The sequence below is a fragment of the Mesobacillus campisalis genome (assembly GCF_000986785.1).
Lineage (GTDB): Bacteria > Bacillota > Bacilli > Bacillales > Cytobacillaceae > Mesobacillus_B > Mesobacillus_B campisalis.
In genome coordinates, this window is record NZ_LAYY01000006.1 from 137,095 (window position 1) to 161,648 (window position 24,554).

Here is a 24,554-nt window from a genome sequence, read left to right on the forward strand (position 1 = left end):
TTGGACAACCGTAAACATGTATTTATAGGACTTTTATCCCTCTTTCTCTTTCCAATTATGGTTTATAGTAGGATAGTCTACTAAAAAAAGACAATTATAGACAAAAAAAGGTGGGAAAAAGTGAAAGCTGCATCATTTGTATCTCGGATCATCTGTTTCCTGGTTATTTTCACTCTGTTTGTTTCGATTGATGGCCATAGGGCGGAGGCGGCCTATACCTATCAGGGAAAGGTCAATGTGGATTCCCTGAATGTCCGTTCCAACGCAGGAACAAGCTATGCCATCATAGGGAAACTGAAGAAAGACCAAGTCGTCACCGTCTACGAGAACCGACAAGGATGGTCAAAAATCGCCTTTGGACAAAAGTATGGCTGGGTCTCATCACAATTTTTGATAAATGTCACCTGGACCGGCTATGTCACAGGCACGAACCTTAATGTCAGAAAATCGCCAAGTGCTACTGCCGGAATCCTGACACAGCTTGGAAAAGGAACAGCCGTAACCGTCCAGGGGAAGGACGGAAGCTGGCTGAAGGTATACATTCCGTCTAAAAAAGTAACGGGGTGGGTACACGGCGATTATATTTCCAATAACCCAGCCGCCCCGGCTCCAACCGTCACCACCGCTGCAACCAAAGTCGCAACCACCCAGGTCGTATTGCTGGAAAACAGCAACTTCCGCAAAGGCCCGGGAACCAATTACGGCTCAATTTCAATCGAAAAAGCAGGAACCCTGCTGACTAAAATTGGTGAATCAAACGGCTGGATCCAGGCGAAAAGAGCCGATGGCGTCACCGGGTGGGTGGCAGGCTGGCTTGTGGGGGCCGCTCCAAGCTCCCCGCTGAAAGGCAAAACCATCGTAATCGATCCAGGTCATGGAGGAGTCGATGGCGGTGCAAGCGGCAGGCTATATGTTGAAAAAAGGCTGACACTGAACGCAGCGGTGGAACTTGGAAGCCTTCTGCAAAAGGCCGGAGCTAAAGTCATTTATACCCGCAGCAGCGACCTCTATGTCTCCCTTAATCAAAGGGTCGCCATCAGCAATCAATCAAACGCACATGCATTCATTAGCATTCATTATAATTCCTGCTCAGGAGTCTGCTCAGGCATCGAAACGTTCTATTACAATATGGCAAAAGACAGTGCGATGGCCCGTTCCATCCAGAGCAACCTGGTCAAGTCAACACAGCTTAGGGACCGCGGAACCAAGTACGGGACATACCAAGTTATCCGCAATAATCAGCGTCCTGCCGCATTGGTCGAACTCGGCTTCCTGTCCAACCCGACTGAAGAAAGCCTGATTGGAACTTCAGCGCACCAGAAAAAGGCTGCCCAGGGAATTTATAATGGGTTGGCGGCATTTTTTAAATAGATTGGTCTAAACAAGCCGGGATAGGGGTCCCTGGCTTGTTTTATTTTAAAAAAGTCCCTTAACTGCGTCCGGCCTGAAGCTGGCACCAAATGTTAAATTTTGTTCTTTCCCCAGAATATATTGGGTTATAATGGATATGGTAATAAATTCATTGTCAAAATTTGAAGGGAGATAAGATGAACAGAAAATTATCGTCGGCCATCCTCAGCATGCTTCTGATTTTTCCTTCCTTAAGCTATGGAGTACAGGCAAATGAAGGAACAGAGAGCAGCAAGGAGAAAAATCCGGAGAACGAAAATGCGACTGAGGAAATGGAAAAAGAAACGGAAACCCAGCAAGGAGAAGATACTCCTGCCCCATCTTTAGACCAAGAAGGAACTGAAGCTGAAAACTCCGGGCAAACAGATGAGGTTGAAACGATGCCTGATGAAACTGATCTCACTTCAGGAGAAAATCAAACCGAAACAAAGCCGGAAGAAGAAACAATTGAGGAAAACAAAAAGGATGAAAAATCCCCAGCCATACATAACGATAATTCTGAACCGGCCACAGAGACCCAACCCCGGAAAATGGAGCCCGCCAGCCCGCCGGCTGCCGAAAGCGAAAATTTAGTAAGCACCATGGCTGCATCTCCAAATACCCTTCAAGAAGGAAACTTTACGTACCATCTAAATAGTGAAGGACATATTATTTATGCCGAAGAAATCATAGGCGGTTTATTAAGGAAAATCCATGAGTACTACCCGGGCACCACGCCAGAGACAGCACAAAACAGCGTGAAATATACATTCGAAATCAAGAGCGATGGCTCTATTAAAAACGCCAAAATGCTCGATAAAAACACCCAAAGGGCAGTCAATTACTACGAGTATTATTCCCAAACGACTTACGGGTCACATGGCTCCCAAATCAGGTATGTATTCGGCCTTAATGCCAGCGGATACGTCAAGAGTGCAAGCCTTAAAGAAAAAGGAACACAGCGGACTCTTTCAAGATATGAATATTATCCGCAAGCCAGCTATGGTTCGCATGGAGCCAGGATAAAATATGTTTTTGATTTGAACAGTTCAGGCTACATTACCCGGGCCACCATGAGGGAATCAGGAACGCAGCGCATTTTATCCAGGTTTGAGTATTATCCCCAAACCAAATACGGTGCCCATGGAAAAAACATTAAATATCGTTTTTATTTAAATAGCAAAGGGCATATCACTAGTGCTACCATGCGTGCTAAAGGAACCCAAAAAATCCTTGCCGGCTACGAATATTATCCAAATACGGTCTATGGGTCCCATGGCAGCCAGATCAAATATGTCTTTCACCGTGACAGCTCCGGGTATTTAAAAAATGCAAGTTTGCGAGAGAAAGGGAGTCAAAGAATTCTAACCTGGTATGAATATTATGCAAGGACGGTTTATGGATCCCATGGCAAGAAAATCAAGTATATTTTCAACCTTGACCGTTCGGGCAACATACGGGCAGCGACCTTAAGGGAAGCGGGTACTCAGCGTCTCCGTGCCACATATCAGTATGCATCCGGAACCACTTACGGAAATCATGGCACAAGGATTATTTCAATTAAACTTAACGTACCGCTTGTAAGCCAGCTGCCAGAGCTTCCAACAGGCTGTGAAATTACCTCCGTCACCATGATGCTGCAATACAAAGGAGCCAAGGTGGACAAAATCGGCCTGGCAAACGAAATGCCAAGACATTCCTGGGATCCGAATTACGGGTACGTAGGCAACCCATTCACCACAAGGGGATGGACGGTTTACCCGCCGGCCTTGATGAAACTGGTCAGCAAATACGCGGGAAGCTCCAAGAATTTGACTGGCGTCAGCCACCTGATGCTCGAAAGCTATATTGCCAGCGGCAAACCAGTGACGGTATGGGCTTCGCCGATGCACGGCTTTACCGTCCACGCATTGACTCTGACCGGATACGACAGGAACAATTACTATTTAAATGACCCTTGGACCGGGAAGAAAGATGTCAGAATCAGTAAGACTGAATTTATTAAGCTCTGGAGCAACCAGAGCAAAAGAGCGATTTCCTATTAATAGACAAAGGCCAGGCACAACCGCCTGGCCTTTACCGATTAAATTGGGCAGTTCTTCTACTAGTAATATTCCCAATCCTGTCTTCAATTAGAAGCAATTATAAAAGGCCGTGTTTGTCTTAAAATGTTACCCAATGAATCGTAAACAACAAAGAAGTAGCTTTCATCTTTTTCAATAGCATCCTTGTCGACAATAAATGTGGCAATGCCTTCATTAGAGCTTTTCCATTCAATATGAATTTCCTTTTTATTATTGCTGACGAGCTTTGAATATTTAGGCACTCCTTTAGCAATCATTTCATATTTGTTCCCTGCAGAATTGCTTCTCTCAAAGCTCATTTCCTTAAACTGACCTAAAAAATATTCCTCATCGGGTGCCCCCATAAGATTTGGGATCGCCTCTTTAGCGTATTTCTTTCCATGGAGCATATCGTATTGCAAAAGCTGCAAGTCATGCATTTCAGGTGATAAACCGCCCATTTCCTTTTGATACTTATTATAGGGAATAATAGTTTCATTTTTTTCTCTCATCCTGTCCAATATGGCCGTAATGGCGTTGCCTTTTATTCCGGCCATTTCCAGCGAAATAGCACTGAATTGATTTGGGGACAGATCAAGAGTTAAGGACTTATTATCATATGAGTTCCAAATAAAATAAGGAAGCTTGTGGGAGCTTAAAAAGTCGTCATACTTATTTTGAATATCTGGTGCAAGCCCTGTCCCTTTATGTCCATACACCAGGTCATTGGAATAGAAAGTTGGGAAATGATCTCCGAAAAATACCAGCAGGGCAGGTTCATTTTTCTCTTTTAACCCATCTACTAACCTGCCGAGCTCGATATCTACACTATGCATGTATTCCGTATACGTGTTTAATAATTGCCTGGTTTCGTCCGGAAGTGTTCCCTTTTTTAAGAACCTGGAATCTTCCCGGGGTTTATAAGGATGGTGGGCTTCCACTGAGACAGCATGTATGAAATCTCTTTGCGGGGTGTGCTCCAACTGTGAAAGGATTGTATCAGTCAAGTTTTTATCTTTCGGAAACCCCCAGCCTGAACCAAGCTCATGATCCAAGTCCATAAGTTCCCCAGAAATGAATTGGTTGAATCCTAGAAGGCGGTAAACCGACTGGCGCTGATAATACCATCCAAAATAAGGGTGAACCGCTGCAGTATTGTAGCCTTCCTCTCTGAATGCATAGGCTACTGAAGGTACAGGTGCTTTTATATACAGCTGGTATGCCACATTTCCCTCAGGTATAAACTGCCTGCTCAACCCGGTTAACGCCTCAAATTCCACATTTGCAGTCCCTCCCCCAAATTCGGGAGAATACATGAATCCATGCAAGGACTCATTGAAAAGTCTTCGGAAGTTAGGGACCGGATCTTCCGTAAAGTGATGTTCTCCAAATATAAATGGATCTGTAAAAGCTTCGCTCATAAGAAATATGACATTTGGTTTATCTTCGTTTTCTGGTGAAGCAGGAGTATATGTCTTCCCAAGTTCCTGAATTTTTTTATTGGAATAAAATTTAGGCGGCGCGATGTTGGTTTGTTTTGCAAGATACGTAAAATGCCCGAACAACCCGTTTCTCATCGTTCCTACTTCCTGCTGCCACCAGGTATTTTGAAACTGTACTTTGGCCATGGGTGAGAACGGAAAGTCCGTCCAGATCACAAACAGACACCCTAGAGAAGCCAAAGAAAGTGCAGCTTTCATTATCCAGTTCTCTTTCCGGTTTGGGATAAGAAAAAATATACTAACGATTATAGCAACCATTATCACACTGACTAAAATGATGAATGGAATATTTAGTTCAATAGGCTGGTTTAACCCTCTTAATTCATTTAATAATGCAAAATCCCCGATTGTGATAGGGGAATTACGAAGCTCAATTTTTAGTTTGTTTGCAATGGCAAAAACCAGCAATATCCCGCTTAGAAGAATGCTTGTACACATATAAATTTTACGGGGCAGGATATAAAACAAGTTAAATAAGGCGAGCAAGAGAATAACATTTAGCATAAAACGCTTTGTAAACCCGGAGGCCCAATCCGAAAAAGGGAGGCTTAAAGATTCCCTTACAATGAGTTCACTAGCAATAAGAGTGATAAAAGGCAGGCCAAAGACAAAAAATAAGGTAAGGAGTTTTGGAATCCAAGATATTGTTTTGCGTTTATACGAGTTATGTTCTACCTTCTTTTGATTCAATTCCAGCAAAAAATTCAAGCCGCCTTTCTTTAAAGAAGTCAATTAATTATAATTATATTGGCAGGCGAACAATATGAAAACGCTTTTAATTAGGAAAAATGAGGAAACTGTAGGATTAATGGTACAAATAATCTTTTGTTCATCCAATTCATAAGGGTAATGAATCAATATCCTTCCTAATAAGGCTTAAAGATGCCTAGAATAGAAAAAGCCTTCCTCTAAAGGAAGACTTTTTCAAGATTATATCGATTCGGCGACTTGACGTTTTACCACCGTTTTGCGTCCGCGCTTAACATTCCCAATGACATAAGAACCGGCCGGTATAAGGGAGAACAGTTTTATGAAAGATATACAAATGATCAAACTGCCCGCAAACAATACAAAAATTTGTACCATTTTATTATCCAGGAAGGTAGTGTGCGGCGCAAGGAATTTCATCACTTGCCAATGAACCAGATAAATTCCGAATGAATAATTGCTAATTACGTTAATGAACCGAAATTTTGGGACCAGCTGTCCCCAAGCCAGAATAAATAGGCTTACAGAAAGGACAACAGGAAATAAATCCATTCTTCGCGAATTTACTATTGTTAATCCATCCTGAAAATTGTTGGATACAAACGCAATGGACACCAATAGTGGAATGAATGTATACCACCGATATTTTTTTAACATAGGGGCAATTGTCTGATAATGCTTGCCAATTACAAAAGCAACTGTGAAATAGGCAAACCAGGCTGTAAATGGTATGATCAGGTAACGTCGGTATTCCTGTACGAACGGAAGATCCCCGTGCAAAAAGTACAGATGTGTATACATAATAACAATGCTTAAAGGAACAAGCACTTTCATTGAGATTTTAAAACGGACTACTAAGTAATGAAGAAAGTAGAATTGAAAAATGATTAAGACAAAATAGCCGCCAAATAGCCCAAAAACAGCATTTTCAAATATCTTCTGACTAACATCCAGGTTAGGATAAAAATGTTTGCCTACCAAAGCATCGATTACAGCAAACGATAAGAAAGGCAGGTAAATCCATTTGAAACGCTTTGTCCAGAAGTTATCAGGCAGTTTATCCGGGTACCTGTTGGCTAGGATAATTTCTGATAGGACGATGAACGCAGGCGTCGCATAACAAAGCAGCGCTCTAAACAGGTCCATGTGCTGGTAATTAGTAGGGCCGGCAAAAGTAGTGCTATGAAGAAAGACAATGCTCAGGCAAGCAACGGCCCGTAAAAGATTCCATTCTCTTATCAAGATGTCCTCTCCTTTTGTAGTATTTTATAAAGGAAGCAACTAAATAATTACCTCAAAATAGTAATCTTAAACTACTTATGGCGAAAAACAAATAGCTTTCTTCGTATTTAGTTATTTTGGCATAATAGGAACGACATGCATAAAAAAACACATTAAGGCTTTACTACCAAAATTTATTTATCAAATCAGCTTTTTGAAGAGAACGTAATTATGCAAAAAAAAACCATTCCGGAACGGGAACGGTTTTCATACTGTTGAAAAACTATTAAGTCATTTAATTTATAACGGCTTGTTCATCGACAAGGGACGTAATCAACAAAATAAAAAATCACAACCAGCTTTCCTGGTTGTGATTTTTTTGTTTATTGGATGCCGAGATGCTCTTTCAGCTCGGCCTGGACCCGCTGCTGCTCTTCGGCAGAAACCTGCAAGTAGTAGATGCCCCCGATGGTCGTACCACTTCCTTCAAGTTTCATTTGCTCAATGTTGCCAGCGGCGGCTTTATAATTGCTTTGAATATCCACCATTTCATTAAACGTGACATTTGTTTTCACATTGCTGCCAAGAGCTTTAAAGATGTCATCAAATTTGGTGAGGGACGTAAGGCTTGCCCCTTTATTCACCACGCCCTGGATCACCTGGCGCTGGCGCTTCTGGCGTCCAAAGTCGCCTTGCGGATCCTGTTTTCTCATGCGGACATAAGCAAGGGCTTCCTCACCGTTTAAATCCAAGGTTCCCTGATCGAAGGTGATTTTGTCCTGTGTGAAGGCAAAGTCATTATTGACTGTGATCCCTCCGACAGCATCGACAATATCCTTGAAGCCTTCCATATTCACTTTCAGGTAGTAATCAATCGGAATATCAAGGAAATTCTCGACCGTATCCATAGACATCTCCACACCGCCAAAGGCGTAGGCGTGATTGATCTTATCCTGGAAACCGCGGCCGATAATCTCCGTGCGCGTATCCCGAGGAATGCTCAGCATTTTAACAGAGTTTTTCTCTGGATTGATCGTTAAAGCAATAATTGTATCAGAACGTCCCTTGTCGCCTTCACGCTCATCAACACCAAGCATTAACACGGCAAAAGGTTCTTTCTCTTTGAACGTGATCTCCCGCTGCTGCCGTTCGCGCTCAACTGGTTCATGCATCGTTTCAACCGCAGCAGTCAATGATCTATACACACTAAACACATAAGCACCAACAGCAACAAACAACAGTAGAAAGATAATGCCGGTAATGCGGAGCCATTTTCTCTTCCTCTTTTTTTCTGCTCTCATTATCGTGTTCCCCCAAAGTTTTACAAATTCTGCAATTCAATCTTTAGAATAACAGAAAGTGGGGGATTTGGGTATAGCGAAATTGGGTCAAAAGACCTCATTCAGCATAATTATTGCCAAGCACAGATGGTGAGGGAGTAATACAAACAAAATATTGCATAAATTGGTAGGTAGATTCGTGTGGTTTTGACATTTATCCACTCCCCTTTCTGCAGCTCACTGTTTATAATGAATGAAATATTTTGTTTTAATAGAAAAGGGGATTAGTTCCATTGAGCAGATTTAACGAACTTCCAAAGTCAGTTAAAAAGGCATTAAGATACATTAGACAGGATATTCACTCCATTGAAAAACTGGAAGAAATTGAACGGTCCATAAAAATACAGATATACAAACGAAAACAAGAGCTGAAAGGTGAAAAGGATTAACAAGTATATTCAGTAACCCACTAAACAAAATAATTTGACGGAGAGATATTATTATGTTTGGATAAGATATATTGGAATATGCTTGTAATTTTAGTTAATTTAGGAGGCATCTATTTTGAACAGCAAAATAAAGGTAATGACAATCTTTGGAACCCGGCCGGAAGCCATCAAAATGGCTCCGCTCGTTCTCGAATTGGAAAAGTATCCGGAAAAAATCGAATCGATTGTTACAGTTACTGCACAGCACCGCCAAATGCTGGATCAGGTACTTGAAATTTTTAATATAGAGCCTGACCATGACCTTAATGTAATGAAAGACCGGCAAACCTTAACGGATGTAACGGTTCGCGCATTGGAAGGCCTGGATAAAACTATGAAGGAAGTTAAACCGGACATCGTTCTTGTTCACGGTGATACGACCACAACATTTGTTGCGAGCCTTGCTGCTTTTTATAATCAAATCACGGTCGGCCATGTAGAAGCGGGCTTAAGAACATGGAATAAATACTCTCCATATCCGGAAGAAATTAACCGCCAAGTTACCGGTGTTATTGCCGACCTTCATTTTTCGCCAACTAGTAAGTCTTATGACAACCTGGTGCAGGAAAACAAAAAGCCTGAGACCATTTTCATCACAGGAAATACAGCTATCGATGCGCTGCAAACTACTGTGACAGATTCCTACAACCATGAAGTTCTGGACAAAGTAGAAGGCTCCAGAATGATTCTGCTTACGGCACACCGCCGCGAAAACCTCGGCGAGCCAATGAGAAACATGTTCAAAGCCATCAAGCGCCTGGTAGAAGAACATGATGATGTCCAGGTTGTCTACCCTGTTCACATGAATCCTGCCGTCCGTGAAGTGGCCTCAGAAATCCTCGGGGAAGACGACCGGATTCACTTGATTGAGCCTCTGGGGGTCCTGGATTTCCATAACTTTGCATCAAGGGCGTTTATCATCCTTACTGACTCCGGCGGTGTCCAGGAGGAAGCACCGTCACTGGGAGTTCCTGTGTTAGTGTTAAGGGATACAACAGAGCGTCCAGAGGGTATCGAAGCTGGTACTTTAAAGCTGGCTGGAACAGATGAGGAAACCATTTACAACATGGCTTATGAACTACTTAATAATAAGGAAGAGTACGAAAGAATGTCCAAGGCATCCAATCCGTATGGAGATGGAAAGGCTTCTTATCGGATTGTTCAGGCGATTCTTCATCATTTTGATAATGACCATAAAAAGCCAAAACCTTTTCTGTCTTAAATAACTAAAAAGGTAATTACCCCCCCTTGGAATTAAAAGGATTCAATTTCGTGTATTGATTTCCTTTTATAACTAGGGGGCTTTTATCATTAGCTTATGTTTACTAAGTCCTGATTTCCAAATTACTAAAGCTTTCCAAAAAGCCTATAACCTTAGTTGTACTAATGCAAATTTTTATGAATTTCGACATATGTATTTACTAATTAATGTGTATTTACAGTTTATACCATTATAAGAATGCATAAAGTTTTATTTTTTTTAGAGCCTTCTTATGTTATTATCATAGAGGAATTAGGAGGGGATATGGAAATCATTCTTAGATTCTTCCTGTGTTTCTCTATATAAATTTCGACAAAATACCTTATACTAATTTAGCTTGATGTCCAAGAGGAGCCATAAAGAATGAAAAAAAAGGTGCTTCTGATATCTCAAGGTTTCTATCCTGAGATTGGTAGTGCAGGAAATCGTATGAAAAATATATTCCAACTCTTACAGCATGAAGGGTATCAAGTGAAAGTGCTCACAACTGAGCCAACATACCCAAATAAGAAACTGTATTCGGATAAAAGTTTCTGGAACGACGAGTCTCTTAATGACAACATATTTATCCAAAGGGTTAAGATAAAGAATCGAAAATATTCAAGAAATATTTTTAATAGGCTAATTTATTACTTGGAAATGGCATTTAGATTGCTATTGTCCGTATTAAAGGATAAAGATAATTATCATGTTATTTTTGTTTCGTCTCCTCCAATATTTGTAGGCTTTGTAGGTCTTTATGCTAAATTTAAGTATAAGAGCAACTTAATACTGGATATTAGGGACTTATGGCCGGAGTCTTTAAAGGGTGTTGGAGTTTTTAATAATAAAATAATAATTGGCTTCTTTGGTTATCTAGAGAAGCGTTTATATAAACTTTCTGATCATATTATTGTAAATAGTATGGAGTTTAAATCTTACATTATTGAAAAGACAAATGTTTCTTCTGAAAAAATTGGGTTTATGCCTAATTCAGCCAGGTTTCGTGAAATATCTAACAAGTCAACTGTAACAGAGAGAGAAAAATTTAAGGTAATTTATACTGGTAATATCGGCTTGGCACAGGATATAGAAATATTAAAGCAATTAGCTATTCACTTAAATAACCAGGATATTGAATTAAGTATAATTGGGTATGGTATGAAGAAAAACGAGTTAGTAGAGTTTGTTAAGCTACATAATCTCTTAAACGTACATTTTTATGCACCAGTAACGAGAGAAGAGTGCTTTAAGTTAAATCTTGAGCATGATGTAGGCTTGGTAAGTTTAAATGACAAAGAGGTCTTTGAAACTGTATTGCCTGGAAAGATAATTGACTATATGACATGTGGACTTCCTATTGTGGCCTCTGTATCAGGCTATGCAAAGAAGGTAATAGAAAAAGAAAAAGTTGGGTTTGTTTCAGAATCTAGAAATGTTAAGGAGATAGTAGATTTTATTTTACATCTAGCCGATCATCCTGAACTCCGGAATCAAATGTCAAATAATCAAGGACGCTATATTATGGATAAATTTCTATGGGAAACTAATATTAAGGAACTCATTAATAGGATTGAGGATAATGAAGCGAAAGAAAAAACTTTATTAGGCAAGGTAAAGTAGCATGAAGAAAAAAAATGTATGTATGTTTGTTTGGAATCATTTTACAAATGATGCTAGGGTTTTACGTGAGTGCACTGCGCTATCCGAAAGTGGTTATTCTGTCGACTTAATTTGCATTCATGATCCAACTGATAAAACAATGCTTAAGCATGAAATTCGTAGCAAAGATTTCCAAGTGTTTCGTGTAAGAAGATATCCAATTTCGGTTAACTTAATGCAAGGTATAATTCGCTTTGCTAAAAAGAACAAAGCAAATGGGCTGTTTGTTGCCGTTTTTTGGGCATTTGCTGTTTATTTTATACCCTATATAACAATTCCTCTAACCTTAATTCTTGGTCTAATTTATAAACTTAAGTTGGTTCCATGGTGGATTAAAGCCAACATATATATTCGTATGGTTATGAGAGCTTATGCTAAAAAGTATGATATTTATCATTCCAATGACCTAAATACTCTTTTACAAGGAACTATAGCTGCCAAATTGAGACTAGGTCCAAAGAAACTTGTTTACGATTCTCATGAGGTTCAAACTAGCAGGACAGGCTATAACAGTCCGATATACGGAAAACTAGAAAAATTACTTTTGAAATTTGTTGATTCAATGATTGTTGAAAACAATACAAGGGCCCAATACAATGAAGAACTATATGGTTTTTACCCCAAAGTAGTTCACAATTATCCGTTTAAAAATATAGGTCAGAACACAGAATCCATTTCAATCCACGAAATTCTTCAGTTACCTAAAAGCGAAAAGATACTTCTTTACCAAGGTGGAATCCAAATAGGCAGAGGGCTTGAAAAATTAATTCAGGCAGCACCCCTATTTAAAGAAGGTACTCTTGTATTTATTGGAGATGGGAAGCAAAAACCTGAATTAGTAAGAATGGTAGAAGAGATGAATTTAACTGATAAAGTGAAGTTTATTCCCAAAGTACCTCTTGGAGAATTACCGAAATACACCAGAAATGCCTATTTAGGCTTTCAGGTTTTAAACAATATATGTTTCAATCACTGGTCTGCTTCTTCTAATAAATTGTTTGAATATATGATGAGTGGAATTCCGGTTGTGGCCTGCAGCTTCCCGGAAATTAAGAGAGTGGTAGAGAAAGAACAAGTAGGTATTTGTGTAGATTCTCACGACTATAAAGATATAGCAAGAGCCGTAAATATCCTATTAGAGGACCAGAATCTGAGAAATAAATTTAGTCAAAACTGTTTATTAGCTAAGGATAAATATAACTGGGAAGAAGAAAAAGAAGCTTTTCTCAATGTTTATAAAGACCTTATGATTATATAGGATTTAAAATTAATCTTTCAATTTTAGGAGGAAATTATTATGAAATTAGTAACAATAGGATTAGGTTATATCGGGCTGCCAACATCTATTATGTTTGCAAAGCACGGAGTAGACGTAGTAGGTGTTGACGTCAGTACCGATGTAGTAATGTCTTTGAATTCTGGTAGAATTCATATTGAGGAACCCGGTTTACAGGAAGCCTTAACAGAAGTAATTGAAAAAGATAAATTCCGTGCAGCTCTTACTCCTGAAAAAGCTGATGCTTTTATTGTTGCCGTTCCCACTCCGAATAACGATGACTTGCATAAATCTTGTGATTTGACTTACGTATTAAGCGCAGTTAATAGTGTCATTCCATATCTCGAAAAAGGTAATGTTCTAATTGTAGAATCTACGATTGCACCTAGAAGTATGGATGATTTTGTGAAACCTGCAATTGAAGCTGCGGGGTTTGTTGTGGGCAAAGATTTATTCCTAGTTCACTGCCCAGAACGTGTTTTGCCTGGTCAAATTCTTCATGAGCTAATTTATAATAACCGTATTGTAGGTGGGATTACTCCTGCATGTACTGAAGCAGGTGCAAAAGTATATGGGACTTTTGTACAAGGAGAAATCATTAAAACAACTGCTAAAACGGCTGAGATGTCTAAATTAATGGAAAATACATTCCGCGATGTTAACATTGCTCTCGCTAACGAGCTAACAAAAGTATGTAATGAATTGGAAATCAATACATTGGAAGTAATTGAAATGGCAAACAAGCATCCGAGGGTTAACCTTCACTATCCAGGTCCTGGCGTAGGCGGACATTGTCTTGCTGTTGATCCTTATTTCATTGTAGCAAAGGCTCCAGAGACAGCTCAAATCATTGACTTGGCTCGTACTGTAAACACAAGCATGCCGCACTATGTTGTTGAAAACGTAAATGCGCTAATGGAGCAGGTTAACGGTAAATCTGTTACTTTATTTGGTCTTACGTATAAAGGGAATGTTGATGATATTAGAGAAAGCCCAGCAATGGAAATTTATGAACTTCTAGAAAATGAGGCAAAATTCGAAGTCAGAGCTTTTGATCCTCACGTAGAAGGAAGTATCGTGATTAAAGATATAGAAGAGGCTGTATCAAATTCGGATATGGTGGTTATTCTGACAGATCATAATGAATTTAAAGAACTAGATTTTGGTAAACTAGAAGGAATGTCGAATAAGATGATCTTCGATACCAAGAATATTGTTCAAAATCGTTCAGAGGACTTTGAATATATTAACTTTGGCAACCTCTTTCAATTTACTAAAAAGGCTTTGGTTCATACAAACTAATTAAAAAACAATTTAAGAGTGTTGTTGGAAAGATATTGTTTTTCTAGCAACACTTCTTTATTTTAATGGCGGAAAATTCTTAAATTCTAGGAGTCGAGCATAATGAAAAAACCTTTAGATCGGATTTCAGAAGCATACTTTGGGGAACTAGGAGATGAGTTTGCTGAAAAAGTACGAAGCCGTATCCACTGGATATGCGAGAATGCAAAAGGTGAATCTATTTTGGATGTCGGTTGTTCCCAAGGCATAACTTCAATTATTCTTGGCAGGGAAGGGAAAACAGTACTAGGAATAGATTTAATCGAGGATGCTATTAATTATGCAAACCATATGCTCTCTAAAGAGGAAAGGCCAACTAGGGAATGCGTAAAATTCAAATCAGCAAACTTTATGAGCTTCAATTTTGAAAATCAATTATTTGATACCATAATTTTTGGAGAAGTACTTGAGCATTTAACAGACCCTCAGCGTTTTTTAAATAAAGCGGAGACGTTACTAAATAAGAATGGATCAATAATCATTACATTGCCATTTGGAATTAATAACTATTTTGATCATAAGAAAACTTACTATCTAATGGATATATTAAAACTACAAGGAGAAAACTTGGTTATCCAGGAAGTAAAGTTTTTGGGGAAATGGATTGGCATAACTCTTAAGAAAAGAGAGAAAGATACTAATCCACTAAATATTAGTCACGATTTGTTAAGTAGATTGGAAAATGCATTCTATCAGATTGAAAAAGATCTTGTAGCAAATATTGATACATTTAAAAATACGGCAATCTCCTCAGAACAGAATGATAAAATTGAAGCAGAAATAGATAATTTAAAAATACTCCTTTTAAATAAGGATAATGAAATAAAAGGTTTACTGGAATCATTAGAAAATAGAGAAAAAGAAATTCTTTCTTTAAAAAATAATAATATTACTATTAAAGATTTAAATGAAGCCCAAAGACTAGCTTTAATTGAAAAAAAAGAAAAAATTAAAGTTCAAGAAGAGTTACTTAAGTCATATGAAAAAGAAGAGAGGCTATTACATTCCCACCTTAACCTTTTAGAGCTCGAAAATGAGTTAGTAATTGCAAAGAAAGAAAAAGTCAAGGTTCAAGAAGAATTACTAAAATCATATGAAAAAGAAGAACACCTTTTAAAGGCTTACCAAAAGCTTTTGAAAAAATATTCTTCCTTAAGTGAGTCCAAGCTAGGAAAAATAACATTGGCTTACTGGAGAAAAAGGAGCGGCAAAAAGAGAAAAGTCGGGGGTAAGTTACGTTGAATAAAGCATCCGTCCAACAAAGGTTAAATACTATAAGGAAACTGAAAGACAAACTTAGAGAAGATATTGAAAAAGAAAAAATAGAGCTAAAAAAAGCAGTGCAAAAAGGTAAAGTTTCTTAGTCTTGATAAGATTTAATCTTACTTTAACTGTTTGTACTCAGTAGAATTTTTTCGTGGAGGGCTTTAGGTGGATAACAAAAGTATTGAACAAAGATTAGAGACTATAAAAAAACTAAAGATTAAATTGATGGAGGATATCGAAAGGGAAAAGAATTCTCTACTGAATTTTAAAACTCCAAAAAACGGCTCTACCGATGCAGTGTCTCTACCTGTAAAGAATAAGGGAACAGCTCAGACTTCAGACCCCAATAAGAAGCGGGAATACATCCAATTACGAAATAAAGTTAGTGACAAAAACTTCTTTAGTAAGATTAAACCCCTTCTAGAACAAATTCCTGAAAGCAATGGAAGTAGATATTACAAAAAAATTGACGCGAATATTGGCATAATAGCGGACGAATTCTTATTTAATGCTTATAAAGGTATTGCCAACTTCCATTATATTACAAGGGAGAATTTTAAAAGCTATAGTGGTAAATTAGATGTTTTCATGATTGTCTCTACATGGAAGGGACTTAACATGGAGTGGAAGGGATTGGGAAATCCCAACATAAGAAAACATAGAGATGATTTATATAAAATTATAGATTTTTATCGAAAACAGGGTACTAAAATCGTATTCTATTCTAAAGAAGATCCTGTAAACTATGATATTTTTATTGATATTGCAAAGAAATGTGATTATATTTTTACAACTGCAGAAGAAAAAATAGCTGATTACCAAAAAGATTGTAAAAATAGCAAGGTTTATGTACTAGACTTTGGAATTAACCCAACCTATCATAACCCCATTGGAATTAAAAAGTTCCCTAAACAAAAGGAAGTTTTATTTACTGGATCGTGGTATGAAAAATATCCACATCGACAAGTAGATACCAGAATTCTTTACGATGGCGTTATTGAAGGCAATAAAGACTTAAAAATTATAGACAGAAATTATGAGTTAAACTTAGAGGCTTACTTTTTTCCAAAAGAGTATCTTAAATATGTTTCACCATCTATAGACCACCACTACTTACAAAGGCTGCATAAACTATTTGATTGGGCTATCAATTTAAATACTGTAAAAGAAAGCAATACAATGTTCGCAAATAGAGTATACGAACTTCAAGCCTTAGGAAATATCCTGCTGTCAAACTATAGTGTAGGTGTAAATAACAAATTTCCGAATGTATTCTTAATTAATAACAAAAACGAAATAAAAGATATATTTAATGGCTTTTCAGAAGAGGATGTTTTTAATCACCAAGTTCAAGGAATTCGAAGGGTAATGTCCTATGAAACAAGTTATCATAGGATTGAAGAGATGCTCGAAAAAATCGGGTATGAAGTAAGGGTACAAAAGAGAAAAGTCGCTGTTTTAATCGACAGAAAAAACCAACAAATTCAGGAAATGTTTAACCAGCAATCCTACAAAAATAAAGAGCTAATTCTAATCAAAGATTTTTCTGATAAGAAAAAGCAGGAATTTGATTTCATTACTTTTTTTAAAGAAGGTAATCATTATGGGGAATTTTATTTAGAAGATATGATTAATGGTTTCAAATATACGGATTCTAATTATGTCACTAAGGACGCTTATTATGATGGTAATAGGCTGAATAACGGCATCGAATTTGATTATATTGATACAATTAAGGATAAAACTCGTACTGTCTTTTCTAGTCAATCTTTTACTTTAAAAGAGCTGCTGGACTTAGATGTTTCTAAAAAATACCCAGGTGGATTCAGTATTGATCGATTTGAGTTTAATACTCAAACACAAAAATCAATTGAGAAGTCACGGGATTATAAATTATCTGTTATCGTAGCTAGCTACAATAATGGTGACCATCTATTAAATAAATGCTTTAATAGCCTAAAAAGAAGCAGTATTTTTAAGGATATGGAGATTATAATCGTTGACGATGGGTCAACTGATAATTATACACCTATGATTGTTCACCGGTTAACTAGAGAACATACTAATGTTAAAGCTTTCTTCTATAACGACGGAGGAAGTGGAAGTGCTTCAAGACCAAGAAATAAGGGATTTGAGCTGGCAACAGCCCCTTATATTACGTATTTGGATCCGGATAATGAAGCAATTAACGATGGTTATTATAAGCTCTATAAAGAGATACAAAAAAAGAAATATGATATGGTAGTCGGTAACATGGTCAAACTCGATACTAAAGAAGCAGACTTTGATTACTATAAAACAGCTATCCATTTTAACGGTAGTGACGTTATTTCAAAAAATGTAAAAGATTATTTAGTTAGCAGTCAATTTAAAGCAATGAGTATACAAGCATTAATCTTTAAACGAGAGATAATTAGTGAGAATTCCCTTGAAATGGTTGAAGGAGCAGCTGGAGAGGATACCCTTTTCTTCCATGAGCTGTTATTAAATTCTAAAAAAACCAAAGTAATTAATTTACCAATTCACATTTACTATGCAGCTGTTTCGGGCTCAACGGTGAATACTATCTCCAAAAGATTTTTTGAAAAATATTACTTACTAGAACAAACGCGTGTAAAAGTCTTAAAGGAACAAGGGTTGTTAGAGGCTTTCCTAGATAAACGCTTCGATTTTTATTTTAAAAATTGGTATTTAGTTAAATTGAAGAGTGTTAAGGAAGAAGAAGCCATTGAATCAATAAAAATCCTAACAAAAATTTATGATTTTTATCGTGATGAATTTACTCCAAAAGATCCAGATGTAATTCTGTTCCAACAACTCTCAGCTGAAAATAAGTATGAAGAGATTAAAAACAGTTTATAAATGCAGGGGGTACATTTGTACCCCTTTATAGTTGGAAGGAAAGAAGCTTATTTATTTATCACAAACATATCCAATGAAAAACCTAAAAGCATAAGGGAGCTTTACTATGATTAAAATTGATATATTAGGTAGCTGTGTAACGCGTGATGCTTTTGCTTTTACAGAGAATAACTTCCAAGTTAATAAATATTTTGCGAGAACATCATTGGTAAGTCTTTATTCACCTCCTTTGAACATTTCTAAGGAGGAGATAAATCTAGCATCAAAGTTTCAAAAAGAAATTGTTTTTTCAGACATAACCAAACAGTTTCCTAAGTATGTTGAAAATAAGAGTGCAGACTATTTGTTAATAGATTTTATTGATGAACGCGTAAGTATAATGGAAGTAACAAAAGATACATATATAACGGTTTCAAACGAGTTTATTAAATCTGGGCTTAAAGAAAAATATAAAAGTTCGAAGATTCTTCCAAGGAAGGAATTCCATAAGGGGTTATGGGAGGAAAAAGCGGACTTGTTTATCGAACAATTAGGAAAATATTATAGTGCCAATAAAGTAATTTTACATAAAGCCTTTTGGAAAACTAGATATAAAGATAAAAATGGGGAAGTAATTGAATTTAATAATGTTGAGGAAATTAAATTTAATAATAACCTGCTTGATAAATATTATAACTATTTAGAGCAAAATGTTCCTGGCATTAATGTAATAGATTTAGGAAATAGATATCTTGCTTCAGAAAAACATAAGTGGGGATTAGCTCCTTATCATTATGAAACATTTTATTACAAAGAATTTATGGATATATTAACTAGTTTGGTAAGTATGAAGGTATAGTATAAAACAAAAACATAGGCTTGCGGTCAGTAAAGGGACCTGCAAGCCTATAATGTAACAGGAGTTACTCAACATTAAATTTATTTGTTTCAGCAACTATCATGCCTGATGGGCTTTTTGCAAAGGCTTTAACAGAATAGTTTCCTGTTTCGAGTCCTTTTATTGTAAAAGTATTGTCACCCGAATAGTCTCTAAAGTGTATTCTTTCATTGTCTTTATAAAGATAGAAAGCAAATTTATCTTGATTAGATGCTGTTGTTAACACGTACGTTCGATTAATAGAGTTGTGTGTTGGTAACTCTTGTAGTGAACGAATGATTGGATAATTAAAGGTTTTGCTGATTCTCTCCTTTAAAATAGGAGGAAAATGAACACTTACATCGTTATGTTCACTATAATTTCCAAGATCTAATTCAAAAGAAAAATCCTCTTCAACAAGTAATTTAACTAGTGGCTTTACGTGTGAATGATAATGATATTCTCCTTTTCCAAGGTGTATAAAAATATCTGGCCTATGAACTGATTCTCTGATCATTTTAGTCATTATGCTGTTCAAGTATTCGCAGTCTTCTTCTCCAGAACCCCCAGCTATAAAGGAAGCGATGTTTTGGGATTTAGTTCTTTTAAGTAAGTAATCCCCAAGATAATATTGGGGAGATGCAGCTATAATTTGGGTAAATCCATATTTAATGCCGTAATATAAGGATGCATATCCCCCTTTACTAGAGCCACAAGCTAAAATATTTGTTATACCATTTTCTTTAGCTATAAAGTTAATTAGGGAAATAACCGAACGTTCGATTGCGTAATCTTGATTCTCAGCTAAATAATAGCTTGCCCTGCAACCAAAATCATCTAAAATAAATAATTTATTACAATTATACCCTTCCAATGTCCTAACATAATTATAGGCTGGATTCTTGCCAATAGGGGGAATCCCGGAAAAAACAACGACTAAATTTGGAGTAGGTTTGTGTGACTTGAAAAGTATATATTTAACATCTCTTTCACCCTTGAAAACCTTTTCGTTTTTAAACATGTCTACCTCCTGAATATTAAAGACTGGGACCTAAAATTAAAAATTAGTACTTTTAGTATCAGAACTGTGCCTCTCTTTACAAATGTTAAGCTGGTGCTCTTGGTGTTTTATAAAATTAATGATATTTGTAATTTGTTTTTTGTCTACTTCTAAGCTTTCTGACCTAATATGCTCCAAAATGTGTAATACTTCATTTATTTTCATAAGTTTCTCCTGTCGGATATTGATATTGTTATTTTATTATTATTGTAGTCAATCTTCAATATAAATAAAAACTTCCATTAAAGGGATAATTGGAAACTGTTCCAAGGTGTTTGCATCGCGAAATATTATGTTATAATTTGTAGGTTGTTATACTTGATATTTTTCAAATTTAAAAAGTTACTTTATCAACATGAATGATAATAAAAGGAAGATTTATATATGAAAGCAATTTTGGAAATTCTAAGAGAACAAGTGTTAAACTTTCATTTGATTTTTAGGTTAGCGTCCTATGATATTAAAGGAAAATATCAATCTCATTATTTAGGAGCAGCTTGGCAGTTCTTAAGCCCGGCACTCCAAATATTAGTTTATTGGTTTGTTTTTGGTATGGGGATTAGAGGGGGGAACCCAATAGACGGAGTTCCTTTTATTATTTGGTTGTTAATAGGATTAATACCTTGGTTTTTTATTAGTCCTTCTATTATACAAGGATCTAATAGCGTTTATACTAAGGTAAGCATGGTGGCAAAAATGAAATTTCCTGTTAGTGTTTTACCTTCAATTGTAATTTTAAGTAACGCTATTAATTTTTTAATAATGCTTACTTTCTTAGGAGTCATCTTAATCATTTATGGTGTTAATCCAGGCTTGTATATCTTACAGTTACCATATTATCTTATTAGCTTGTTTTTATTCTTATTTTCAGTAACATTATTATTTTCAACAATAGCAACAATTATTAGGGACTTTCAAATTGTCCTTCAGTCTTTAATGAGAATGATGCTTTATGTTACACCAGTTTTATGGGATATGGGAAATTTACCTTCGTTCTTGCTTAATTTGTTAAAATTAAATCCTTTATACTATTTAATAGAGGGATTTAGAAATACTTTCTTGGCTAGGCAATGGTTTTTTGAAGATTGGATATACATGCTTTATTTTTGGGTAACTGTACTTCTTATTCTGTTTTTAGGAACATTTCTTCATATTAGATTTAGAAAAAAGTTTGTTGATTATCTATAAACCTGGAGGCTTACAATGAATCAAAAGCCCAAAGTTATTTTTAAAAATGTGTCAAAAAAATACACCTTACAAAAGGGGAAAATTGACCGCCTTTTGGAACTAATAAAAACAGAAAAGAGTCAACCGAGCTTTTATGCGTTAAGAAATATTTCTTTTACGGTTTATGAGGGAGAGACAATTGGAATTATTGGTATTAATGGTTCCGGCAAATCTACAATGTCCAATTTACTTGCACAAGTTGTCCCTCCGACTGATGGGCAGATCCAAGTATTCGGTGAAACGTCACTAATAGCTATTGCGGTGGGTCTTAATAATAATTTAACGGGCCTTGAGAATATTGAATTGAAATGTTTAATGCACGGAATGAAAAAAGAAGATATTAAGCAGATTCAGCCTAAAATAATTGAATTTGCGGAACTTGGAGATTTTATAGATCAACCCGTTAAAAGTTACTCCAGCGGAATGAAGTCAAGGCTAGGCTTTGCCATTTCAGCGCATACGAATCCAGATATAATGGTTATAGATGAAGCTTTGTCTGTCGGAGACCAAACATTTTATCAAAAGTGTATTAATAAAATGAATGAGTTCAAATCTCAAGGAAAAACCATTTTTTTTATTAGTCATTCCGCCTCTCAAGTTCGCTCTTTTTGTGACAGGGTAATATGGTTAAATAATGGTGAACTAGTTGAATTTGGGGATTCAACAACTGTTATTGCAAATTATTTAAAATTTATTAAATGGTTTAATGAACTCAGTGAAGATGAGAAAAAAAGCTATAAAAAAGAACAAATGATAAAGCAAAAAAAGGAAAATAACAAAGACGTACCTTTAACTATAAAAACTAATAGTAGGAAATTCCGTTCAAATAAGCAAAAAAAGAGAAATAAGGCTGTTGTTGGCCAGTTTATTTTTTTGGTTACCTTATTTATTTTTAGTACTTTTTTAATGCTGTTTAATCATCAATTTCAGTTTAGCAACATAGAAAGTGACCAATCAATAAATAATAGGACAAAAAATGAAACGAAAGAAAGTGGATCAATTGAATCCCCTGAAAAGGTAGATAAGAAAGGTTATATTACAAAAGAACAGCTAGAGATAGTAGATAAAAGTTCCAATAGTTCAGTTACACTTGGTTTTATGGATGAAGTTTATGTAAAGGAAATAGTTGGCGAAGATTATAAGGTTATGATAGGAGATATTAAAGGGGGAGTAAAAAAGGAAAATATTTTTATCCCAAATGAAAAGATCGCAGAATCAACGATAAATATTAATGATTTTATAAATGGATTTCCAGATTCAACAAAAAGCGCCTATGAATTTTACCTGCTATTTTTAAATACCACCCCTGAAAAAATTGAAGGTGCTTTAAATGGGAAAACTGGAGAACGGGAAGATAAAATAGGAAATAGATATTTTAGTTATGGTATGGTTGAATATAGAATAAATCCGAAGAATCATTCGGACTCACTTATTATTAAGGACTTTTCCCCAGATTCAATAAATATGGCAAAAATCCAGGGTAATTCTTCCTATAAAAGTGAAAATGAGCAATTTATTTTTGTTTCAGCAAATGACTACTTATATATATTAAATCTTTTAGATAATGAATTAATTATAAGATTAAGAGGTAATGGGTCTTTATAATGCAAACTAACACCTTCCAACTTTACATGGAAGGTGTTAGTACTAAAACCAATATAAGTCTTGTTTACATTATTAACCTAGTTTAGTAGAACCTCTTTAGTTTGGAACATAAAGGGGCGACGACAATGAAGAAAAATTATTTATTTCTTATTTTTATTGTATTATTTTTCTTTTTAACGATTATTTTATTTGAGTATTTAATAACTCCTAGAAATGAGAGTATAAATAAGCCTACTAAAAACAATCCTGTAATAAATACTCCCGAGCAGTTTGGAGCGAATGGTTATGACGAAAAGCCTGATACAAAGGCATTGCAAGAAGCCATTGATAAAAGTGACATTCTTCTATTAAAAAGTGGAGCAACATATATTATTGATGAACCTCTAGTCAGTAATCATACGATAGAAATTAAGAGTGATAATCAAACAAAAACACCTCCTATAATCTTACAAAGCAGTATGGATAGTGCATTTGTTTTTGAAAATAAACCCAAATTTTCTACAAAAGTGAGTGAGCCAATTTACCAAAAAGATACTTTCGTAGTCTTGAATAATACAAAGGGAATAAGCCCAGGAGATTTAATTCATTTAAAGTCTAGTACGTTATGGCCAGATGATAATAGAGGATACCTAAAGAAAGGAGAACTGCAAAAGGTACTTAAAGTGGAAGGTAACAAGGTATATTTTGAACGTCCTATGGCTGATGAATACAAGATTGATAAAACAGAGCAAATCACTGCAAAAGTGTATCCTAAATTAACTTTAAAATTAAGTAATATCACATTTTCTCATCCTGAACCATATAATACGGTTATGATTGATATTAATTATGCCAGTGATTCAATTATTAAGAATCTTTTTGTAAGAAACTCAAAACATACCGGAATTATTTTGAACAATACATATAACACTAAAGTCTCGAAAGTAAATATTAATTTGGGTACTACCAAGGATATAAATACTGGGTACGGAATAATGGATTATGGAGGAACAGGGACATTAGTTACTGAAAGTAAATTTATTAATGTGCGCCGTGGAGTAGACTTCTCAGGGGGAACTCCTTCTCGCTATGGAAAGGTAACTGACTCAAGAGCAGTTGGATTTAAACCAGATACACTTGCTGGGGGGAATAGTGGGTTTGGAACACATTCAACCGCTGAATATATTTCTTTTGAAAATAATACTATAGAAAACTTTAACTATGCATTCCTTGTTAGAGGAAACAATGTTTCAATTATTGGTAACTCTGTTGAGGGGTCTACTAGAAATTTTATATACTTATCTTTTGGCGATAATATTAAGCTTGAAAATAATACCTATGATAATAAAGGGGTTAATTCCTTAAATAGTTTTATTATGTTGTCACCAACATATAAAGGGTCGATAATAGCGAAAAAAAATACTATTTTGGGTTTGAAAGGTCCTCTAATAAATGGTGATTTAGGGATGTTAAACAGTTTGAGCTTAAGTGGAAATATTGTTAAACCTTAAGTATTAATAAAGTTAGGA

18 protein-coding genes are annotated in these 24,554 nt (G+C 36.0%); 14 read left to right on the top strand and 4 right to left on the bottom strand.

Features of this window, described 5'->3' with window-relative positions:
• Positions 1-120: 120 nt before the first annotated feature.
• Together WQ57_RS07265 and WQ57_RS27115 are read left to right on the top strand one after the other, a co-directional pair.
• The gene (locus tag WQ57_RS07265) at positions 121-1,371 is read left to right on the top strand and encodes an N-acetylmuramoyl-L-alanine amidase family protein (RefSeq protein WP_052948669.1); all 1,251 of its coding nucleotides are present in this window, start codon (positions 121-123) and stop codon (positions 1,369-1,371) included.
• Positions 1,372-1,547: 176 nt separating this feature from the next.
• Positions 1,548-3,434, top strand: a complete 1,887-nt coding sequence (locus WQ57_RS27115) for a C39 family peptidase (protein ID WP_206540552.1) — start codon at positions 1,548-1,550, stop codon at positions 3,432-3,434.
• An 83-nt stretch (positions 3,435-3,517) separates the two neighbouring features.
• Here WQ57_RS27115 and WQ57_RS07275 read toward each other — a convergent pair whose 3' ends face one another.
• The 3 genes from WQ57_RS07275 to tagU form a co-directional block, all read right to left on the bottom strand.
• Positions 3,518-5,152 (bottom strand): LTA synthase family protein, encoded by a 1,635-nt coding sequence (locus WQ57_RS07275; RefSeq protein ID WP_162200607.1) that lies wholly within the window; start codon positions 5,150-5,152, stop codon positions 3,518-3,520.
• 732 nt (positions 5,153-5,884) lie between these two features.
• Positions 5,885-6,904, bottom strand: coding sequence for an acyltransferase family protein (locus WQ57_RS07280; protein WP_046523080.1), 1,020 nt, complete (start codon positions 6,902-6,904; stop codon positions 5,885-5,887).
• A gap of 362 nt (positions 6,905-7,266) precedes the next feature.
• A complete protein-coding gene (gene tagU / locus WQ57_RS07285) occupies positions 7,267-8,184 on the bottom strand; it encodes a polyisoprenyl-teichoic acid--peptidoglycan teichoic acid transferase TagU (RefSeq protein WP_046523081.1) in 918 nt (305 codons plus the stop codon).
• A 272-nt stretch (positions 8,185-8,456) separates the two neighbouring features.
• On the opposite strand from tagU, the gene WQ57_RS07290 reads away from it, so the two are divergent.
• The 9 genes from WQ57_RS07290 (at position 8,457) to WQ57_RS07325 (ending at position 19,136) form a co-directional block, all read left to right on the top strand.
• Entirely contained in the window at positions 8,457-8,612 is a 156-nt protein-coding gene (locus WQ57_RS07290) for a hypothetical protein (RefSeq protein WP_046523082.1), read from the top strand.
• A gap of 136 nt (positions 8,613-8,748) precedes the next feature.
• On the top strand, positions 8,749-9,873 hold the full coding sequence (wecB, locus tag WQ57_RS07295) for a non-hydrolyzing UDP-N-acetylglucosamine 2-epimerase (RefSeq protein ID WP_046523129.1): 1,125 nt from the start codon (positions 8,749-8,751) through the stop codon (positions 9,871-9,873).
• A 402-nt stretch (positions 9,874-10,275) separates the two neighbouring features.
• Positions 10,276-11,514 carry a glycosyltransferase family 4 protein gene (locus WQ57_RS07300; RefSeq protein ID WP_046523083.1) on the top strand — a complete coding sequence of 413 codons (1,239 nt, stop codon included), beginning with the start codon at positions 10,276-10,278 and terminating at the stop codon, positions 11,512-11,514.
• Between the two features lies 1 nt (position 11,515).
• Positions 11,516-12,811 carry a glycosyltransferase gene (locus WQ57_RS07305; RefSeq protein WP_046523084.1) on the top strand — a complete coding sequence of 432 codons (1,296 nt, stop codon included), beginning with the start codon at positions 11,516-11,518 and terminating at the stop codon, positions 12,809-12,811.
• Between the two features lie 39 nt (positions 12,812-12,850).
• Positions 12,851-14,131, top strand: coding sequence for a nucleotide sugar dehydrogenase (locus WQ57_RS07310; protein WP_046523085.1), 1,281 nt, complete (start codon positions 12,851-12,853; stop codon positions 14,129-14,131).
• 102 nt (positions 14,132-14,233) lie between these two features.
• Entirely contained in the window at positions 14,234-15,412 is a 1,179-nt protein-coding gene (locus WQ57_RS25660) for a class I SAM-dependent methyltransferase (RefSeq protein ID WP_052948670.1), read from the top strand.
• Entirely contained in the window at positions 15,409-15,534 is a 126-nt protein-coding gene (locus tag WQ57_RS27320) for a hypothetical protein (RefSeq protein ID WP_277620279.1), read from the top strand. The genes WQ57_RS25660 and WQ57_RS27320 overlap by 4 nt, the downstream gene beginning before the upstream one ends.
• Before the next feature lie 67 nt (positions 15,535-15,601).
• A complete protein-coding gene (locus WQ57_RS07320; protein WP_046523086.1) occupies positions 15,602-18,298 on the top strand; it encodes a glycosyltransferase in 2,697 nt (898 codons plus the stop codon).
• Positions 18,299-18,404: 106 nt separating this feature from the next.
• Positions 18,405-19,136, top strand: a complete 732-nt coding sequence (locus tag WQ57_RS07325) for a DUF6270 domain-containing protein (protein WP_046523087.1) — start codon at positions 18,405-18,407, stop codon at positions 19,134-19,136.
• A 64-nt stretch (positions 19,137-19,200) separates the two neighbouring features.
• Here WQ57_RS07325 and WQ57_RS07330 read toward each other — a convergent pair whose 3' ends face one another.
• The gene (locus tag WQ57_RS07330; protein ID WP_052948671.1) at positions 19,201-20,175 is read right to left on the bottom strand and encodes a hypothetical protein; all 975 of its coding nucleotides are present in this window, start codon (positions 20,173-20,175) and stop codon (positions 19,201-19,203) included.
• Positions 20,176-20,598: 423 nt separating this feature from the next.
• Between WQ57_RS07330 and WQ57_RS07335 the strand changes: the two genes are divergently transcribed.
• From WQ57_RS07335 to WQ57_RS07345, 3 genes are all read left to right on the top strand, one after another.
• On the top strand, positions 20,599-21,402 hold the full coding sequence (locus WQ57_RS07335; RefSeq protein ID WP_046523088.1) for an ABC transporter permease: 804 nt from the start codon (positions 20,599-20,601) through the stop codon (positions 21,400-21,402).
• Between the two features lie 15 nt (positions 21,403-21,417).
• Positions 21,418-23,046 carry an ABC transporter ATP-binding protein gene (locus WQ57_RS07340; protein ID WP_046523089.1) on the top strand — a complete coding sequence of 543 codons (1,629 nt, stop codon included), beginning with the start codon at positions 21,418-21,420 and terminating at the stop codon, positions 23,044-23,046.
• Between the two features lie 125 nt (positions 23,047-23,171).
• Positions 23,172-24,536 carry a right-handed parallel beta-helix repeat-containing protein gene (locus WQ57_RS07345; protein WP_046523090.1) on the top strand — a complete coding sequence of 455 codons (1,365 nt, stop codon included), beginning with the start codon at positions 23,172-23,174 and terminating at the stop codon, positions 24,534-24,536.
• The last annotated feature ends 18 nt before the right edge of the window (positions 24,537-24,554 follow it).

Coding starts and splice junctions, on each gene's coding strand:
- tagU (WP_046523081.1), bottom strand. CDS start 8,184: ATGAGAGCAGAAAAAAAGAGGAAGAGAAAATGGCTCCGCATTACCGGC.
- WQ57_RS07335 (WP_046523088.1), top strand. CDS start 20,599: ATGAAAGCAATTTTGGAAATTCTAAGAGAACAAGTGTTAAACTTTCAT.
- wecB (WP_046523129.1), top strand. CDS start 8,749: ATGACAATCTTTGGAACCCGGCCGGAAGCCATCAAAATGGCTCCGCTC.
- WQ57_RS25660 (WP_052948670.1), top strand. CDS start 14,234: ATGAAAAAACCTTTAGATCGGATTTCAGAAGCATACTTTGGGGAACTA.
- WQ57_RS27115 (WP_206540552.1), top strand. CDS start 1,548: ATGAACAGAAAATTATCGTCGGCCATCCTCAGCATGCTTCTGATTTTT.
- WQ57_RS07325 (WP_046523087.1), top strand. CDS start 18,405: ATGATTAAAATTGATATATTAGGTAGCTGTGTAACGCGTGATGCTTTT.
- WQ57_RS07300 (WP_046523083.1), top strand. CDS start 10,276: ATGAAAAAAAAGGTGCTTCTGATATCTCAAGGTTTCTATCCTGAGATT.
- WQ57_RS07305 (WP_046523084.1), top strand. CDS start 11,516: ATGAAGAAAAAAAATGTATGTATGTTTGTTTGGAATCATTTTACAAAT.
- WQ57_RS07345 (WP_046523090.1), top strand. CDS start 23,172: ATGAAGAAAAATTATTTATTTCTTATTTTTATTGTATTATTTTTCTTT.
- WQ57_RS07340 (WP_046523089.1), top strand. CDS start 21,418: ATGAATCAAAAGCCCAAAGTTATTTTTAAAAATGTGTCAAAAAAATAC.
- WQ57_RS07275 (WP_162200607.1), bottom strand. CDS start 5,152: ATGAAAGCTGCACTTTCTTTGGCTTCTCTAGGGTGTCTGTTTGTGATC.
- WQ57_RS07310 (WP_046523085.1), top strand. CDS start 12,851: ATGAAATTAGTAACAATAGGATTAGGTTATATCGGGCTGCCAACATCT.
- WQ57_RS07330 (WP_052948671.1), bottom strand. CDS start 20,175: ATGTTTAAAAACGAAAAGGTTTTCAAGGGTGAAAGAGATGTTAAATAT.